Annotated in this window: 11 protein-coding genes; 5 read left to right on the top strand and 6 right to left on the bottom strand. The window is 41.0% G+C overall.

The window, feature by feature from the left end; genetic code table 11:
* The first annotated feature begins 19 nt into the window (after positions 1-19).
* Positions 20-769, top strand: a complete 750-nt coding sequence (locus ACQ2HE_RS00405; RefSeq protein ID WP_430895642.1) for an LOG family protein — start codon at positions 20-22, stop codon at positions 767-769.
* A 212-nt stretch (positions 770-981) separates the two neighbouring features.
* Here the strand turns inward: ACQ2HE_RS00405 and ACQ2HE_RS00400 are convergent, their stop codons facing one another.
* From ACQ2HE_RS00400 to ACQ2HE_RS00375, 6 genes are all read right to left on the bottom strand, one after another.
* Positions 982-1,776, bottom strand: coding sequence for a hypothetical protein (locus tag ACQ2HE_RS00400; protein WP_430895644.1), 795 nt, complete (start codon positions 1,774-1,776; stop codon positions 982-984).
* Between the two features lie 59 nt (positions 1,777-1,835).
* Positions 1,836-4,514: a methionine synthase gene (gene metH / locus ACQ2HE_RS00395; protein WP_430895646.1), complete on the bottom strand. Its 2,679-nt coding sequence runs from the start codon at positions 4,512-4,514 to the stop codon at positions 1,836-1,838.
* A 5-nt stretch (positions 4,515-4,519) separates the two neighbouring features.
* Complete coding sequence (locus ACQ2HE_RS00390) at positions 4,520-5,539, bottom strand: homocysteine S-methyltransferase family protein (RefSeq protein WP_430895648.1); 1,020 nt, start codon at positions 5,537-5,539, stop codon at positions 4,520-4,522.
* 160 nt (positions 5,540-5,699) lie between these two features.
* Positions 5,700-6,320 carry a recombination mediator RecR gene (gene recR, locus ACQ2HE_RS00385; protein WP_430895650.1) on the bottom strand — a complete coding sequence of 207 codons (621 nt, stop codon included), beginning with the start codon at positions 6,318-6,320 and terminating at the stop codon, positions 5,700-5,702.
* Between the two features lie 371 nt (positions 6,321-6,691).
* Positions 6,692-8,107, bottom strand: a complete 1,416-nt coding sequence (locus tag ACQ2HE_RS00380) for an Ig-like domain-containing domain (RefSeq protein WP_430895652.1) — start codon at positions 8,105-8,107, stop codon at positions 6,692-6,694.
* A 59-nt stretch (positions 8,108-8,166) separates the two neighbouring features.
* Complete coding sequence (locus tag ACQ2HE_RS00375; RefSeq protein WP_430895654.1) at positions 8,167-11,325, bottom strand: ATP-dependent helicase; 3,159 nt, start codon at positions 11,323-11,325, stop codon at positions 8,167-8,169.
* A gap of 204 nt (positions 11,326-11,529) precedes the next feature.
* Here ACQ2HE_RS00375 and ACQ2HE_RS00370 point away from each other — a divergent pair, with 204 nt between their 5' ends.
* From ACQ2HE_RS00370 to ACQ2HE_RS00355, 4 genes are read left to right on the top strand one after another with little or no spacing between them, the layout of a single operon-like run.
* Positions 11,530-12,891, top strand: coding sequence for a sigma-54-dependent transcriptional regulator (locus tag ACQ2HE_RS00370; RefSeq protein WP_430895657.1), 1,362 nt, complete (start codon positions 11,530-11,532; stop codon positions 12,889-12,891).
* A 7-nt stretch (positions 12,892-12,898) separates the two neighbouring features.
* Positions 12,899-13,429, top strand: a complete 531-nt coding sequence (locus ACQ2HE_RS00365; RefSeq protein ID WP_430895659.1) for a heme NO-binding domain-containing protein — start codon at positions 12,899-12,901, stop codon at positions 13,427-13,429.
* A 3-nt stretch (positions 13,430-13,432) separates the two neighbouring features.
* The gene (locus ACQ2HE_RS00360) at positions 13,433-16,696 is read left to right on the top strand and encodes a PAS domain S-box protein (protein ID WP_430895661.1); all 3,264 of its coding nucleotides are present in this window, start codon (positions 13,433-13,435) and stop codon (positions 16,694-16,696) included.
* Between the two features lie 55 nt (positions 16,697-16,751).
* Complete coding sequence (locus tag ACQ2HE_RS00355; RefSeq protein WP_430895663.1) at positions 16,752-17,210, top strand: SRPBCC family protein; 459 nt, start codon at positions 16,752-16,754, stop codon at positions 17,208-17,210.
* Positions 17,211-17,280: the final 70 nt, after the last annotated feature.

Genomic DNA, 17,280 nt, shown 5'->3' with positions numbered 1-17,280 from the left:
GGCAATTTACAATATTACTATGGATACAAATACAGACAAATTAGCCGTTCCTCCCATAATTCCACCCAAAGAACATATCTATTTAGACGGTCCTCGCAAAAGAACCTTTGAATTGAGTTTTGCCTTTCGCGTTTTTCAACAGTTTATCAAAGGATTTCGCGCTTTGCATTTTGTGGGCCCCTGTATTACTGTTTTTGGCAGCGCTCGGTTCAAGGAAGATCATCCCTACTATATTGCTTCTCGAAAATTTGGAGCAGCCATTGCGCAAGCCGGCTTTACTACTTTAACCGGTGGTGGTCCGGGCGTAATGGAAGCAGCCAATAGGGGAGCTCATGAAGCAGGAGGGAGTTCAGTGGGTTGCAACATCCGATTGCCCTTTGAGCAAGTGCCCAATCCCTATACCGACGTATCCATTACAATTGATTATTTCTTCGTTAGAAAGGTTTTGCTAGTGAAATACTCCTATGCCTTTATTATCATGCCCGGTGGTTTTGGCACTATGGATGAGTTTTATGAGACCCTAACTCTTGTTCAAACCAAAACAATTGAACAATTTCCGATTGTTTTATACGGAAAAGAGTACTACCAAGAACTCTGGGATTACATGAAGGTGATGGCCAAGCAAGGAACCATTGATCAAAACGACTTAAAACTGGTATTGCTCACCGATGATATTGATGAAGCCATGCAACATATCAGAACCTATATTAAATCTAACTATGAAGTAAAGCCGAGGAAGAGACTGTGGTGGTTGTTTGAGAAGAAATGAGTTGAGTTATAAGTTTAGAGTTTTAAGTTTTGTGTCGAAAGAATAAGTTAGTCGAAATAAGATTGGTTCCTTAAACGTCTTTTTTAAATGACGTGTTCTATACAAGCAAAAATGAAGGAAATGCCTTACGCAAGATCCTTCATTTCTGTTATCTTTTGTGATTAAGTTTCTGTTTCGAAGCAACTACTCATAACTTACAACTCACTACTCCACTAAAACGCAAACCCCAAACTCAAGATCGCTTCTGCTGTTCCAAAAGCCTGCTTCGCATGACCTTTGTAGATCTTCAGGTTCGAATAGCGCGCGTAGTCTAATTTGCCGGAGAATTCGAGGTATACGTGTTTGTAGAAGGTGGAACGAACTACTGCTTCGGCACCCATGTTCCAACCGCCTAATTGAAATAAAGGATCGTTTTTCTGACCAAAGAAACTGTTCTCTACGTGGGGAATCACAGGACCAACACCTATTTTTCCAAAGTAATCGATCTTAATGGTCTTCGCTTTGTTCTCCACGCCTTGCCAACGCTTCACCAAGTTGAAAAGAAGAAAATTAGCGCCATTGTTCAGGAAGTAAAAGAACCCATTGGCTTCATTGAATACAATGTTGGAATCGATAGGTGCATTGTTTCTTCTACCGGTAACATGGATGGTTTGTCCATCAGTAATGATGTACTTGGTGTGGTCGAAATTGATTTCAACTCCAAGGTCTTTTTTATTATTGAACATATAACCAATCCGGTAATTGTACTGTGGAATGGTCAATGCTTTTGTGAAAAGCGCATCGTTCCAGCCCGGACGGTTGTGAGCTTTAACGTTGTTGAGTTTGTAGTAGTTGCCTAAAGAAGGCTGACTTACCGTTACCGTACTTCTAGTGTAGGCTTCAGCATTGTAGCCCCATGAAAAATAGAAAGTACCTTTTTGTTTCTTCTTGTCTTTTGTTTGAGCAATTACACTTGTGTGAGCCAATAATAGGATACCGGCCACTAACATCATGATTCTTTTCTGCATAAAGATTCGTTGTTTGGATTTGCGCCGCAAATCTAGCACGTAAAAATGTTTTTCGTTTGTTATTCCAAAATGGGTCTGAGCCATTTTGTCATTATTTCAGTGGTGCTCTCTTTTCTTACAGTATAGTCGTTGAGTTGGTCCTGCTGAATCTTTCCAACACCGAAGTATTGGCTTTGAGGATGACTGAAATACCATCCGCAAACAGAAGATGCAGGGTACATGGCAAGTGATTCTGTTAGTTGAATATTGGTGGTGGCTTCGCCGCCTAAAAGATCAAACAATTTGTATTTTTCAGTATGGTCCGGACAAGCTGGGTAACCCGGTGCCGGACGAATACCTACGTATTTTTCTTTGATCAGTTCTTCGTTGCTCAGTTTTTCTTCTTTCACATAACCCCACCATTTGGTTCTTACTTGAGCATGCAAGTATTCAGCAAAGGCTTCAGCTAAACGATCGGCCAAAGCTTGCAACATGATTTTATTATAATCGTCATGTGCCGCCTCAAATTTCTTAATAGGAGCATCAATACCATGAATGGTGACGCTGAAAGCTCCGATATGGTCTTTCTTGCCTTCTGATTCAGGACAAATAAAGTCTGCTAATGATAAATTCGGCTGACCTGCGGCTTTCTTTATCTGTTGACGTAAGAATTCAAGATTTACTTTTTTAGCTCCATCTTTTACAACCACTGTATCGGCACCATTGCTATTAGCTTCCCAGAAGCCAATTACACCAGTAGCGTCCAACCAGTTTTCTTTGATCACTGTATCGAGGAGTGCATTCGCATCGTTGAACAATTTCGTAGCTTCTTTGCCTACTACACCATCGGCTAAGATGGCAGGATATTTTCCATGCAATTCCCAAGCGATGAAGAAGGGCGTCCAGTCAATATAGGGACGCAATTCAGCAATTGGAACAGACTTGAATTGTTTGATTCCGGTGAATTGTGGAGTAGATGGTTGGAACTCATTCCAGTTGATCGCCGTTTTTTGTGTGCGGGCCGTTTCCAAAGGAATGTACTCTTTCACCGTTCTTCTATTGAAGAAATCTTCTGCAAGCGTCGTGTATTCTGTTTTGATCGTATCCAGAAAATCGGTCTTTTGTTCTTTGCTCAACAAAGAACCGGCAACAGTTACGCTTCTGGAAGCATCCAATACATGCACCACACCCTCATTGTATTCGGGGGCAATTTTAACAGCCGTGTGCATTCTGGAAGTAGTAGCACCTCCAATAAGTAGGGGCTGCTTCATGCCTCTGCGTTTCATTTCGTGCGCAACGTTTACCATTTCATCGAGCGAAGGGGTAATTAATCCGCTCAAGCCAATGATGTCAACGTTTTCTTTTTGCGCAGTATCTAAGATTTTATCGGTAGGAACCATTACACCCAAGTCGATAATATTATAGCCATTACAGCCCAATACAACTCCTACGATGTTTTTCCCGATATCGTGTACATCGCCTTTTACGGTTGCCAACAAGATAGTAGGTGCATTCGAAGCTTCTTGTTTTTCAGCCTCAATATAAGGGGTAAGCCAAGCCACACTTTTCTTCATTACACGCGCACTCTTTACCACTTGAGGTAAGAACATCTTACCCGCGCCAAACAGATCACCCACTACATTCATGCCTGCCATTAAAGGGCCTTCAATTACTTCGAGCGGTTTTGAATATTTTACGCGCGCTTCTTCCGTGTCTACGTCAATGTATTCGGTGATACCATTTACCAACGCATGTTTTATGCGTTCTTCTACACTGGTATGTCTCCAAGCATCGTCTTTCTTTTCTTCTTTCCCTTTTGCCTTAACTGTTTCAGCAAAAGCGATGAGTTTTTCGGTTGCTTGGTTATTGTCGTTGTTTCTATTTAAGATCACATCTTCGCACAGGTTCCTTAACTCGGGTTCAATTTCATCGTATACCACCAATTGTCCGGCGTTAACAATGCCCATTCCCATTCCCGCTTTGATGGCATGAAATAAGAATACGCTGTGCATCGCTTCACGAACGTGATCGTTTCCTCTGAATGAGAAAGAAAGGTTACTCACGCCACCACTTACTTTGGTGAGCGGCATTAAGCGCATGATCTCTCTGGTAGCTTCAATAAAATCTACACCGTAATTATTGTGTTCTTCCAATCCTGTTGCAACAGCAAAAATGTTTGGGTCGAAGATGATGTCTTGAGGATCGAAACCAACCTGTTCAGTTAAGATTTTATAGGCTCTGTGACAGATTTCAATTTTACGTTCTTTGGTATCAGCCTGTCCTTTCTCATCAAAAGCCATTACGATAACGGCTGCACCATAAGCTTGACAAATAGTAGCTTGTTCAATGAACTTGGCTTCTCCTTCTTTCATGGAGATGGAGTTCACGATACATTTTCCTTGCACGCATTTCAGCCCGGCTTCAATGATCTCGAATTTCGAAGAGTCGATCATGATGGGAATACGCGCAATATCGGGTTCGCTCTGTAATAGATTTAAGAAAGTAGTCATGGCTTGAACACCGTCGAGAAGAGCATCGTCCATGTTTACATCCAACACTTGAGCGCCGTTTTCTACTTGTTGGCGGGCTACACTCAAGGCTTCTTCATAATTTCCTTCCTTAATAAGTCGCGCGAATTTTTTCGAACCGGTTACATTCGTTCTTTCACCCACGTTCACAAAATTGGTTTCCGGGCGAATAACCAGGGGTCCTAATCCACTTAATCGTAAAAAGGGTTTTATTACAGTAGCAGTTGACATAATGGTTAGTTCAGTTCTGTTTCAACAATAGGTAATGGACGAGGTTTGATCGTTTTTACGTGATCAGCAATGTGTTTGATATGATCGGGGGTAGTGCCACAGCAGCCACCAACAATATTTACAAATCCTTCTTGAGCCCAATCTTCAAGGTAGTGACCGGTGTCTTCCGGACGTTCGTCGTATTCGCCCATTGCGTTGGGCAAACCGGCGTTGGGGTAAGCTGATACAAAGCAAGAAGCGATCTGAGACAATTCAGCGATGTGTGGGCGCATTTCTTTTGCACCCAAGGCACAGTTCAAACCTACACTGAGTGGGCGCGCGTGTGCTACCGAAGTGTAGAAGGCTTCCAGGGTTTGACCACTCAAGGTTCTTCCCGATGCATCGGTAATGGTACCGGAGATCATAATGGGAAGTTCTTTTTTACCTGTTTCGCGGAAATATTTTTTAGCGGCGAAGATGGCTCCTTTGGCGTTCAAGGTATCGAAGATGGTTTCGATGAGAAGAATGTCTGCTCCACCATCTACCAATCCGCTTATTTGTTCGTAATAAGCTGCCACTACTTCATCGAATGTAACCGCACGAAATCCGGGGTTGTTTACGTCCGGACTCAAGGAAAGGGTTTTATTCAAAGGGCCAATGGCACCTGCCACGAACTTGGGCTTGGTATCTTCGGGGTGTTGTTCTTTGTATTGCGCAATGGCGTCTTTGGCGCATTTCACTGCGGCAACGTTTAATTCGTAGGCAAGTGATTGCATGTCGTAGTCGGCCATGGCAATCACCGTGCTGCTGAAAGTATTGGTTTCAATAATATCAGCTCCTGCTTCGAGGTATTGTTTGTGAATGGCAGTGATGATATCAGGACGTGTAATGTTCAACAAATCGTTGTTGCCTTTTACATCGGAATGCCAATCTTTGAAACGATCGCCACGGTAGTCTTCTTCCTGCAATTTGTAGCGTTGGATCATGGTACCCATTGCGCCATCGATCACTAGAATTCTTTGTTCCAGTTCTTTTCTAATATCCATTCATAAAGGATTTAGTGTACAATAGTTGAGCGGATGCCGGACGGCTAAAAACGTGAAGAAATTCGGAAATAGATTTTAACACGTTTATTAGTTCCGTTTCTGGCCGAACAATAAACAGATCCGCCTGCGCAAAGGTACAACAGTTTGAATTGATAACAAACTACCTATTGGCCACATAGTTCTCAATGGGCATGCGGTTTTGAAGGCTTCTTCCAAGGGTAAGCTCATCGGCATACTCTAATTCGCCGCCAAAAGCTACCCCTCTGGCAATCGTCGTGATTTTTACACCCAAGGGCTGGAGTTTCTTTTGAATGTAGTAGATGGTAGTATCTCCTTGAATAGTAGGGTTTAAGGCAAAAACAATTTCTTCGGTCCCCTCTTTTTGTACGCGGTTAGCGAGCGACTCAATATTCAATTGGTCGGGCCCAATTCCGTCGAGTGGAGAAATAATGCCCCCCAACACATGGTAGGTTCCATTGAATTGTTGGGTGTTTTCGAGCGCAATCACGTCTTTAATGCTTTCCACAACGCAGATAATGTTTTGCTTTCTCATCGGATTCGAGCAAAGCAAACAAATGTCGTTATCAGATACATTGTGACAACGGGTGCAGAATTTGATGTTCGTCCGCATTTTAATAATGGCCTCTCCAAAAGCACTTACTTTTTCAGTGTCTTGCTTTAAAAGGTGTAACACCAATCTTAATGCTGTTTTCTTCCCAATGCCCGGAAGTTTGGAGAATTCATTCACCGCGTTTTCTAACAATGTACTCGAGAGTTGCATGGGGCAAAGATAGGATATAAGGAGGGGGGGAAATTAAGAATTAAGAATTAATAATTAATAATGAAACAGCCGGAGTACAGGAGGGAGGAGGGAAGATGGAGGAGAGAGGAAATACAGAAAAGGAAGAGGGGGAGGAACAGGGGGGTAATTAACAATTAATAATTAATAATGAAACAGCCGGAGTGCAGGAGGGAGGAGGGAAGATGGAGGAGAGAGGAAATACAGAAAAGGAAGAGGGGGAGGAACAGGGGCGGTAATTAAGAATTAACAATTAATAATTAATAATGAAACAGCCGGAGTACAGGAGGGAGGAGGGAAGATGGAGGAGGTAGACTATCCATCCTGAAAATCCTTTAATCCTTGAATCCTGATCACAGGTCCAAATCAATTTCATTCTCCCAATTAGCCTTGATCGTAATTTTTCGCTTTATGGGAATGGCGATTTCAGGTTGTTTGCGATTGGGGTAATATTGACCGGCATCCCATTTGCCATTTTTGTTGTCGTCGTAAAGAATTCGAAGATCATAGTCGCCTGGCACGAAAAGCTGACTGGTAAAGGTTTTGTCGGTGAATACATGAGAATACACTACTGCATCAGACTGTACAAATTGCAATACCGGGTTTTTACTGAGGTCTAAGTTTGTAAAGCGCAAACGAACAATGCCGTATGCCGATTTCTTCTTAGACTTGAAACTCAGTGTATCGGTTTTCGATAATTGGCGTCCCAAAGTGTCGACTGCAAAATCCTTGTCAACAATGATCACATATTTTGTGTCTTCTTCCCAATTGTATTTCAACGAGAGTTTTGAATTGGTGCTGTCTGAAACCAATGTATAGTTTTTGATTGGCTGCATGGAGTCTTTGAAAAAGCGCAACTTCGTACTGTCGTAAGTTCTAAGCGGAGTAGTTTTGAAGGAGATTTCCAGCGGCTTCAACAAATCCTGTTCACCGGCATTGACATTGGTTTCGTAACGGAGTTTCTTGTCTGCTGCATTTTTTGCTGCCGGACCTTTTGTAGATGCAATAGGCTTTACCGGTTCTTCTTCTTCAGCATAAGCATACAAAGTTAAAGGAGCTGTTTTCCCAATGATAACCGGTTCATTCGAAAAAGCAAACAGTTGTCGATTGCTGGTATAGGTACGTGTACCACTTTCGTCTTTAAAGGCAAATAAGTAGTACGTTCCTGCGGCTACATTTTTGAATTCAAATTTACCTTCCTTATCCAATCGGGTGATGTAACGAGGCTTTTGTTTTGAAACGGTAGAATCATCGTTCTTACGGTGCAGTACAGCAATTAAGGTGCTGTCTGTTTTACCGGTTTCAGCCATTATTACATTGCCGTTGTAGGTATTGTTGTCGATAGAATCGCCGGTTGCAAATACATAGCGGAAATTCTTCAAAACATTGTTCTCGTTTACGTCTCTGATACCGTTGCCAAAATCAAATGTATAGGTGGTATTAGGCTCTAATGTGTCTTTGATGGTAATGGTCACCACTTTTAATTTTGACTCAACTATCGGATTGATTTTAGGCGTAGGGCTTACAATCAGGTTTTGGGTGATATTGTCGAGATTCACGTACTCATCAAAAACCAGGTTGATTTTTTTCTGGGTTACATTGGTGGCGTTTGCTCCGGGTTTAGCGGCCATCAAAACCGGCGGTAAACTATCTTTCGGCCCACCCAAGGGAGGTGCCATATTTGCACAACCCGATTGGCTTACCCAAAATGGAATGCTCAAAAAATAGATTGCAAGAGATGTCAGTACCGACCAGCTAAATTTCTTCATAACAGAGGCGTAAAATTACAGTCTTTCCCAAGAACTAATTGTCAAGATTTCCATAAACATTAAGAAAGATCTTCTTCTCCGTCGGCGCTGAGCTCGTGAAGCGCTACCGCCATATTATTGGTTTTCACAAATTCACACCAATGGCAGTCGGCTTTCCCGCATCCCGTATAGAAGTCCCGAGCCTGAATTTTCTCCCAAACCTCCACAATTTGCTGCTTAACGGTGGTTACATCGGCAGCAGTGATATCCACTTTTGCGCGCTCCGATTTCTTATCGTTGGTTGGTTCAATAAAGTCGAATTCAGTACTCACTACTTTCCAATCTTTCTGTTCATAATGATCAATCAAGATCTTATAAAACACCGCCTGACGCCAATAATCTCCTCCATTGGGGTCTTTGTCGTTCGGCCTTTTCAGCTTTTTATCCGCTTTTTCAGGATCCCCCGTTTTATAATCTACTACATTCACTTCTTTTCCATTGAATTCCAGTTTATCGAGTTTTCCTTTCAATGGAACGCCGTTCACTACCACATTACGGATGTTGCGCTCAATGGCAACTATTTTGTTGAAGCGACTGATATTGTTGTCATAGTAAGTGGAAAGTATTTCATGACCATACTCCATTCTTCTATTGAACTGCTCTTGGGTAAAACTTTCGCGATGGCGATGCATGTACCAATCAAAATCCCTTGTAAATTGGTCCTTACCCGGAAACTCATTGGCGGGGTGTTCTTGCATTCCTTTGAAGAGCTTTTCCAAAGCAAAGTGCACAGCAGATCCAAATTCAGTGCTTTCGTTTTTTGGTGAAGGAATGCGAACCAGGTTGTTGAAATAGAAATTGAGCGGACAGTTCAAATAATTGTTCAAAGCCGTTACGTTCATCGTAAACTTCTCCAATATTCGATCGATAAAGTCGGCTTCTATTTTTTCAATTTCAGGTGCAATGATGGTGTTGAAAGGAATACTCTGGTATTCCATGATCGTTTCCGGATCTATCACCCTCGATTCAATGGCAGTGCCATTGCTGTCTATGATCTCCGCAATGAAGCGAGTTGGCTCCAAAGCTTTTCCTTTTTCATTGTTTTTTGAATAAGTAATGATCAACTCCTTTTCGGCCCGTGTGATGGCCACATAGAACAAGCGTCGGAGTTCTTCTTCCGAAGCATTGCCCGCCATAGTGCTAAACACAGTATCGGGTAGCTTGAAGCCTTTGCTTCTGTTGGCTTTTTTCTCCCAAGATTTTGCATCGCAACCGGCTACAATTACATGTTCAAATTCCAATCCCTTAGAGCCATGGTTGGTGAGTAAATTCACCCCTTTCTCTGAACCGCTGGTTTCCATCAAAGGCAACTCAATACCTTCTCTCTCCATGATATCAATTACGCCTACAAATTCTTTTAAATGCAAAGAAGGATTACGATGGGTTTCATCTTTTACAAAATTAAATAGAGAAGTGAGCGCTTCTAAATCATGGTGCTTGTTAGGGCTTTGCATAATGCTGCTCAAAATCCCTGTTTCTCTTATGATCGATTCAAACAATTGTTGTAAGGTGACATTGTAAGCATCGCCAATGAATTTTTCAGCCAGCGTGATGGCCTTTTTTAGACCCGGATGAATACCGGTGGCAAAAAGATCACGTGGCGCTTCCGTGGCTTTGTCGAATAGATATTTGCGCAAACTGCTGCCGTCTTCACTGTATCTTTTTTCTGCTACCGTAGAAGTGATCTTGGCAATTTCGATAGGGGGTATGCCGTACCAATTGGCGTGTAATAACTCGAACAACATCTCGTCTCCACCATAAGGTGTATCCAATTCTGCATTGATGTATCGAAGATGCAACAGTATTTTATTGATCAATGGAATTCCGAACAAATTGAATCTTCGCTTGCTGTAAAAAGGAATGTTTTTGAGTTTGAGATAGTCTTGCAACTCCGAGCCAAAAGCATTTTCACGATACAGTACAGCGATAGAAGCCGGGTTTACACCATTTTGAATCCATTTACTAATTTGATCTGTAATTCCAATCAGTTCTACTCTCTTGTTTTCAAACTCTACAATTCTAGGTTCAGGAAAACTGCCCTGCCATTTCGGATTGGAAGCGATCAATTCTTTTGTAAGATTCGGAATTTTCTGTACCAATCGTTCATTGTTTCGATCGATCAATGATTTTGCAATATTGAGAATGGGTTGCGTTGAACGATAGTTATTCGACAATACAATGGTCTTAATCTGGGCTTTGTATTGATCGGCGATTTCTACCATGTTTTCCAAATTGGCTCCTTGGAAACGATAAATACTTTGATCGTCATCGCCCACTACAAATATGTTCGGCTGCTCCCAATAATTGATCAATAGGGACACTAACATGTTTTGAGTACCGCTCGAATCTTGGTATTCGTCTACCAATATGAATTGATATTTTTCTTGGTATTCGAGCAATAGGGATTGGTTTTCTTTGAATGCTTGTATCACCCAATTGATCATGTCGTCGAAATCATATCGATTTCTTTTTCGCATGGCCTCTTGAAATCGTTCGAATTCATTGACGGCCGCTCTCAGCTTTTCAACTTTCTTTACTTCGATTTCAACTCTATCGGTTCTTACATCTCCTTTTTTGAAATTGCCCACGGCCTTTTTGGCGATGTTTTCGTCTCTGAAAGGAAGATCATTAATATACCGGTCGATGGCGTCATTGAGGAACTGGGGAGTCCATCCCTCTTTTTTCATGGTAGAGAAAAGGCTGAGGAGGGATTTGGTTTCGAAATACACATCGCCACGGTATCTTTTCAAAGGATTGCCTTTTTTAAAACCGTCGATGAGTTCTTTCATGAGTTCGATTTGTTCTAGCTCAGAGATGGGGTCGAGATAGGTCTTATCGAACAGTGATAGGTTGTCTTGAATAATTTCATTGCAGAAGGAGTGATAAGTATTGATGTTCACCTTGTAGGCATCGGGTCCAATGAATTGCAGCAAGCGCTTTCTCATGGCTATTACACCGGCATCGGTGAATGTAAGGCAAAGGATGTTTTCAGGGTTTACATCTGTTTTCAAAAGGATGTTTCCGATGCGGCAGGCAAGAATCTGCGTTTTTCCGGTACCGGGTCCGGCAATTACCATTACGGGCCCTTCTATGGCGTCAACGGCAGTTTTTTGCTGATCGTTCAATCGTTCGTATTCGGCATTGAATTTTTCTACTAGTTTTTCTCTGATAAAGCTCATGTTTCAAAGATAGGAATTCGTGTTTCAATGGCTGTTAGCAAGCAGTAAATCACTACTTCGGCTCCCATAAGTGGAAACCTTTATCCTTTGATAATTAATAACTTATGAAGCTGAAATAAAGTTGTTGCAAGGATCGGGAAACTGTCTTTTTTTGGGAATAAATCAATCCGACCCTTCGTTAAGAAGGTTGCGCAATAATCCAATATGAAGAACACGCATAACCTTAAAATTTTTATTCTTGAAGATGATACCTGGTATGGGTCCATGCTTCAACATTACCTTTCCTTGAACCCCGATTTTGAAGTAAAGCGATTCGAAAGTGCGAAGGAGTTCTTTTCTAAATTACACGAACTGCCTGATGTAGTAACGCTTGATTATTCCATGCCGGATATGGATGGAGATTTGGTTTTGAAGAAGATCAAAGACTCATATCCTAATATTCAGGTAATCATTATTTCCGGGCAGGAAGATGTGGGTACTGCCATCAACTTACTAAAGAGCGGTGCGTTTGACTATATTGTTAAAGACGAGGACACAAAAGACCATGTGTGGAAGAGCCTGATGCACTTGAGTGAGATCAATGGTTTAAAACAACAGGTGGAACAATTGAAAGAACAAGTTGGAAAGAAATATGATTTTTCGAAGTTTTTAATTGGTAAGAGTGACCCCATACAAAAGGTATTTGCACTCATCGAAAAAGCTTCTAAGAGTAATATTACGGTTTCCGTTACAGGTGAAACCGGTACCGGTAAAGAAATGGTTGCGAAAGCCATTCATTATAATTCCGATAAGTCGAACAAACCCTTTGTTGCCGTAAATGTGGCTGCTATTCCAAAAGATCTGATTGAAAGTGAATTGTTTGGTCACGAAAAAGGTGCGTTTACAGGAGCCGTTACTAGAAGAATTGGAAAATTTGAAGAAGCCAATAATGGTACACTTTTCTTAGACGAAATTGGCGAATTAGATATCAACTTGCAAGCTAAGTTGTTAAGAGCATTGCAAGAAAGAGAGATCACAAGGGTAGGGGGAAATGAAGTGGTGCAGATTAACGCACGCATCATTGTAGCTACTCACCGGAATTTATTGGATGAAGTGGCAGCGAAACGATTTCGGGAAGACTTGTATTATCGCTTGATCGGTTTACCTATTTCTTTGCCTGCCTTAAGGGAAAGGGGAACAGATATTCTGCTTTTGGCAAAACATTTTGTGGACCAGTTCTGCAAGGAGAACCAAATGGAGAAAAAATCGTTAAGTGAAGAATCGCAACAAAAGTTACTCAATTATCCATTTCCCGGAAACGTGCGTGAGTTGAAGTCAGTGATGGAATTGTCGGTGGTTTTAAGTGATGCAGAGACCATTCAACCCGAAAACATTAGTGTTCAAAACAGCAATAGCATTAATAATATCATGGCGAAAGAAAAGTCGCTGAAAGAGTATGAAGTGGATATTATTCAATACTTTTTAGATAAGTACGATCGCGATGTATTATTGGTTGCGAAAAAATTAGATGTTGGGAAATCGACTTTGTACCGGATGATTCAAGCCGGCGAACTAGTAACAAAATAGCAAGCATATGAAAGGAATGGTATTCACGGGTTTTCTGGAAATGGTTGAGAATCAGTTTGGATTTGTAACAGCCAGTAAGATCGTAAACGAATCGAACTTGCAGTCAAAAGGTGTATATACTTCGGTAGGTACGTATGATCATAAGGAGATCGTGAACTTGGTGGTATCCTTAAGTAATAATACCGGTATTCCCATTCCCGACCTGTTAGAAGCATTTGGAAAGTATTTGTTTGCTATGTTGGCAAAATCGTATCCTCAAATGATCAATCGAGATGCCGGACTGTTCGCCTTCCTTTCAAAAATTGATAATTACATTCATCCGGAGGTGTTGAAATTGTATCCGGATGCTGAGTTGCCAAGGTTTTCAGTGATCAACTACACAGAATCGGAATTAGTGCTCACTTACCATTCTGCAAGAAAAATGGAGCATTTAGCACTAGGATTGTTTAAAGGCAGTATCGATCATTTTAGCGAAACTGCCACTGTTGATATGGAGCCATTAAGCACAGGAGATACAAAATTTATTTTAAGAAAGTAGTTGATGCAGGTAGACTTGACCCATGAAATTGCTGCTTTAAAGGAAATCTTAGAGCGGGAGCGACAGGCACGGAAAGCCGTTGAACTGATTTTAGAACAAAAATCTTCAGAGCTCTACGCTATTAACCAGAAGTTAGAAGAAAAAGTAAAAGAACGTACCGAGGTTCTTACCAATAAAAACGAGGAGTTACTGGCAACCAGCACCAGAATGATGTTATTGGTGCAAAACCTGCAGAATGCTGTATGGATGGAAGACGAATTTGGCAATACAGTACTCGTTAATCAGCAATTCTGCGATTTGTTTCACTTGCCGTTTGCGCCAGCCGATTTAGTGGGTTGCGAGTCGAAAGTAATACTCAATCGTATTGCAGGAAGTTTTAAAGAACAAGGGATATTTGATGTTATCCACGGTAATTATTGGGCAGAACGTGCACCGGTTGGAGCAACCGAAGTTCATTTGCAATACGATCGAATTGTTCTCGTTGAGTTTATTCCAATATGGGCAAATGGTATTTATAAAGGGAATTTGTGGGTACTGAAAGACGTAACTCAGCAACGAATTGCTGATCAAAAACTTAAAGATCAGAAAGCTTTCTATGAAGACATCTTGAACAATGTTCCGGCAGACTTAGCGGTAATAGACAAGGATCAACGCTATATGTTTGTAAACCCTAAAGCGATCCGAAATCCTGAAGTAAGAGAATGGATTATTGGGAAAACGGATGCAGATTACTGCAGGATGAGAGGTAAAAACATGGAGATCGCAAAGAAGCGACAGGAACGATACGATTTAATTAAGAAGTTTAAGAAAGAACAACAGTGGGAAGAACAATCTGTTAAACCGGATGGTTCCATGGAATATATTTTTAGACACCTGGCGCCGATTCTAGATGAGAAAGGGGAAATCAGGATGTTTATTGGTTATGCAACTGATATTACAGCCCGAAAAATGGTGGAGAAACGTGCCAGTAGTCTTTGGTTTTCTTTGGAAAGGCTTGGAGACAATGTATGGGAACATGATTTCCAAACCAATGAAACATTTTTCTCGAAGCAAGAGTTTGAGATGTTGGGTACAAAAGAAGAGCCAATTGAAAGCAATGCGAAGCTCTGGTGGGATCGTGTACATCCGGAAGACCGAAACATTTTAAAAAAGAATGATGAACTGTATAAAGCAGGATTGATTGATCATCATAGTTTGGAATACCGCATTTATCACAATGATGGCTCTATTCATTGGGTGTTGGATAGGGGAATGGTCACCGAAAAAAGCACCAATGGGCTGCCTTTGAAGATCTTAGGTACGCATACTGATATCACATTTATTAAAAACATTCAAAAGGAAGGGATCAAATCGGCTGAGCGTTATCAATCATTGATTGAAAATAGCTTGGCACTTATTTGCACACATGATTTGAAAGGACTCTTTCAATCGGTAAATCCCGCCATCTTAAACGCGTTCAATTACACGTCTGAAGAAATGATCGGAAAGCCGGTTTCAGATTTTATGCCGGAAGATCAGAGGGCCTTGTTCCAAGAATTGTATCTCGATAACATCAGAAAATATAAAAAAGCCGAAGGTGTTTTTTCCGTATTAGCAAAAGATGGAAGAAAAATTTACCTGTTGTATCATAACTTTTTGATGGAACAAGAGGATGAAGAGCCTTATGTAATTGGGTTCTCTTTGGATATCACAGAAAGGATCAAAGCAGAAAAAGAACTGAAAATAGCAAAGAAGGCTACTGAAGAGATTGCAAAGGCAAAAGAAGCCTTTTTGGCAAATATGAGTCATGAGATTCGTACACCAATGAATGGAGTAATGGGGATCGCCGGATTATTGGCCAAAACGGCACTCAATCCACAACAACAACAATACTTGAAACTGATTCAAGAATCTTCGAAGAATCTGTTAATGATCGTAAACGATGTATTGGATTTGGAAAAGATTGTAATGGGGAAGCTTCAATTCGAAAATGTACCTTTTCGATTGGCCGAAAGAGTGGAAATGTGTATCCAGGGATTTACTTTCAAGGCTGAAGAAAAAGACATTGTTCTCGCATTTGACAACAAGCTTAAAGACAATTTGGTTGTAACGGGTGACCCTTACCGATTGAGCCAAGTTTTAAATAACTTAATTAGCAATGCCCTCAAATTTACAGAGAAGGGAAGTGTTCGAGTAGTGTTGACGGAACTTAGTGCAGAAGGAACGCGTCATCAAATAGAAGTAAGAATTGAAGACACCGGCATAGGAATACCGGCCGACAAGCTAAAAGAGATTTTTGAACCTTTTGTTCAAGCCAGTAGTTCGGTTTCGAGGATGTATGGTGGAACAGGGCTAGGACTTAGTATCTGCAAAGAAATTGTATCGATGATGGGTGGCTACTTTGATGTGAAAAGTGATTCCGGAAAAGGGTCGGTTTTTACATTCATTGTTCCGTTTGAGGAGAGCACGGTAATTCCGGATTCAGAGAAAACAACCACTGAAATTAATTTTCAAAGTTTAGGTTCTAGAAGAGTGTTGGTGGCTGAAGATGTAGAATTAAATCAATATCTTGTAAAGCATATTTTGCAATCCTGGGGCTTCGAAGTGTGTTTGGTTAACAATGGGGCAGAGGCTTTATCGAAAGTACAAGAAGAACCTTTTGATCTGGTTCTAATGGACATTCAAATGCCCATACTAGATGGAATGGAGGCTACCCGACAAATTAGAAAACTAAGCAATCCATCCGTTGCTTCTATTCCAATTATCGCCCTAACCGCGAATGCATTAAAAGGAGATAGTGAGAAGTATTTGGGTGCGGGAATGAATGATTATCTTGCCAAGCCTTTTGATGAAACAAAATTATTTATCGCAATTTCAAATATCTTACAACCCCAGAACATGGGTAGCATGAGCCTGGCTCACAAAAATTCTAAAATGGAAACATTCGACAAACTCTACGACCTAAGTATGGTGGAAACAATCTCCGGTGGCGATCAAGGATTCGTTAAGAAAATGGTGCAATTATTCGTAGATACGATGCCGGCAACCTTATCTGATTTACAACAAAATGCCGCGGCAGGGAATTGGGAGCAAACAGGAAAAGTGGCGCACAAGCTAAAAAGTACCATCGATTCTATGGGTATTACTTCTCTCAAAGAAGATATTAGAACCGTAGAGTCAAATGGAAAAACTGCTACCAATACTGATGCCATTCAACCTTTGGTAGAAAAAGTAGTGAAGATCGTAAATGCATGCATCGATCAAATAAAGACTGAATTCGGACTCTAATTTTGAATCGAACAATTTTACCGCTGAAGGGTTATTAGTATACACAATCATTAATATGTCTGTATACTCACTGAAACGGGTTCAATGGATGCCCATTACACTTGAAAAAGCTTGGGATTTTTTTTCCAGCCCGGCAAACCTTCAAACCATCACTCCCAAAGAGATGGGGTTTGAAATCATCTCCAGTTTTCACGGGTCAAAAATGTATGCCGGACAACTGATTGAATATCATGTTCGTCCTGTTCTCGGTATAAAAATGTATTGGATGACTGAGATTACTCATGTGGAAGACAAGAAATTCTTCGTCGATGAGCAACGATTTGGCCCCTATGTAATGTGGCATCACCAACATCATTTTGTTGAAAAAGACGGAGGCGTTGAAATGACAGATATCGTTCATTATAAGATTCCGGGATGGTTTATTGGTGATATTGCTAATAGCTTGTTCATTAAGAAGAAATTGGCTTCCATTTTCGACTATCGTTTCGACAAAGTGAAAGAACTTTTTGGTTAACAACTCTTGCTTAATTGTTATAAACGAAAAGGCCTGCAGTTCTACTTGCAGGCCTTTTTATTTTGATTAG

This window comes from Endoryza foliicola (assembly GCF_050589245.1).
Taxonomy (GTDB): Bacteria; Bacteroidota; Bacteroidia; order Chitinophagales; family Chitinophagaceae; genus Endoryza; species Endoryza foliicola.
Note: the sequence above shows the minus strand (reverse complement) of the source record. Positions and strands in the feature narration are given on the sequence as shown.

What these genes read in the sequence shown, in the direction of transcription:
- ACQ2HE_RS00405 (WP_430895642.1), top strand. Translation starts at nt 20, where the DNA reads ATGGATACAAATACAGACAAATTAGCCGTTCCTCCCATAATTCCACCC.
- ACQ2HE_RS00400 (WP_430895644.1), bottom strand. Translation starts at nt 1,776, where the DNA reads ATGCAGAAAAGAATCATGATGTTAGTGGCCGGTATCCTATTATTGGCT.
- metH (WP_430895646.1), bottom strand. Translation starts at nt 4,514, where the DNA reads ATGTCAACTGCTACTGTAATAAAACCCTTTTTACGATTAAGTGGATTA.
- ACQ2HE_RS00390 (WP_430895648.1), bottom strand. Translation starts at nt 5,539, where the DNA reads ATGGATATTAGAAAAGAACTGGAACAAAGAATTCTAGTGATCGATGGC.
- recR (WP_430895650.1), bottom strand. Translation starts at nt 6,320, where the DNA reads ATGCAACTCTCGAGTACATTGTTAGAAAACGCGGTGAATGAATTCTCC.
- ACQ2HE_RS00380 (WP_430895652.1), bottom strand. Translation starts at nt 8,107, where the DNA reads ATGAAGAAATTTAGCTGGTCGGTACTGACATCTCTTGCAATCTATTTT.
- ACQ2HE_RS00375 (WP_430895654.1), bottom strand. Translation starts at nt 11,325, where the DNA reads ATGAGCTTTATCAGAGAAAAACTAGTAGAAAAATTCAATGCCGAATAC.
- ACQ2HE_RS00370 (WP_430895657.1), top strand. Translation starts at nt 11,530, where the DNA reads ATGAAGAACACGCATAACCTTAAAATTTTTATTCTTGAAGATGATACC.
- ACQ2HE_RS00365 (WP_430895659.1), top strand. Translation starts at nt 12,899, where the DNA reads ATGAAAGGAATGGTATTCACGGGTTTTCTGGAAATGGTTGAGAATCAG.
- ACQ2HE_RS00360 (WP_430895661.1), top strand. Translation starts at nt 13,433, where the DNA reads ATGCAGGTAGACTTGACCCATGAAATTGCTGCTTTAAAGGAAATCTTA.
- ACQ2HE_RS00355 (WP_430895663.1), top strand. Translation starts at nt 16,752, where the DNA reads ATGTCTGTATACTCACTGAAACGGGTTCAATGGATGCCCATTACACTT.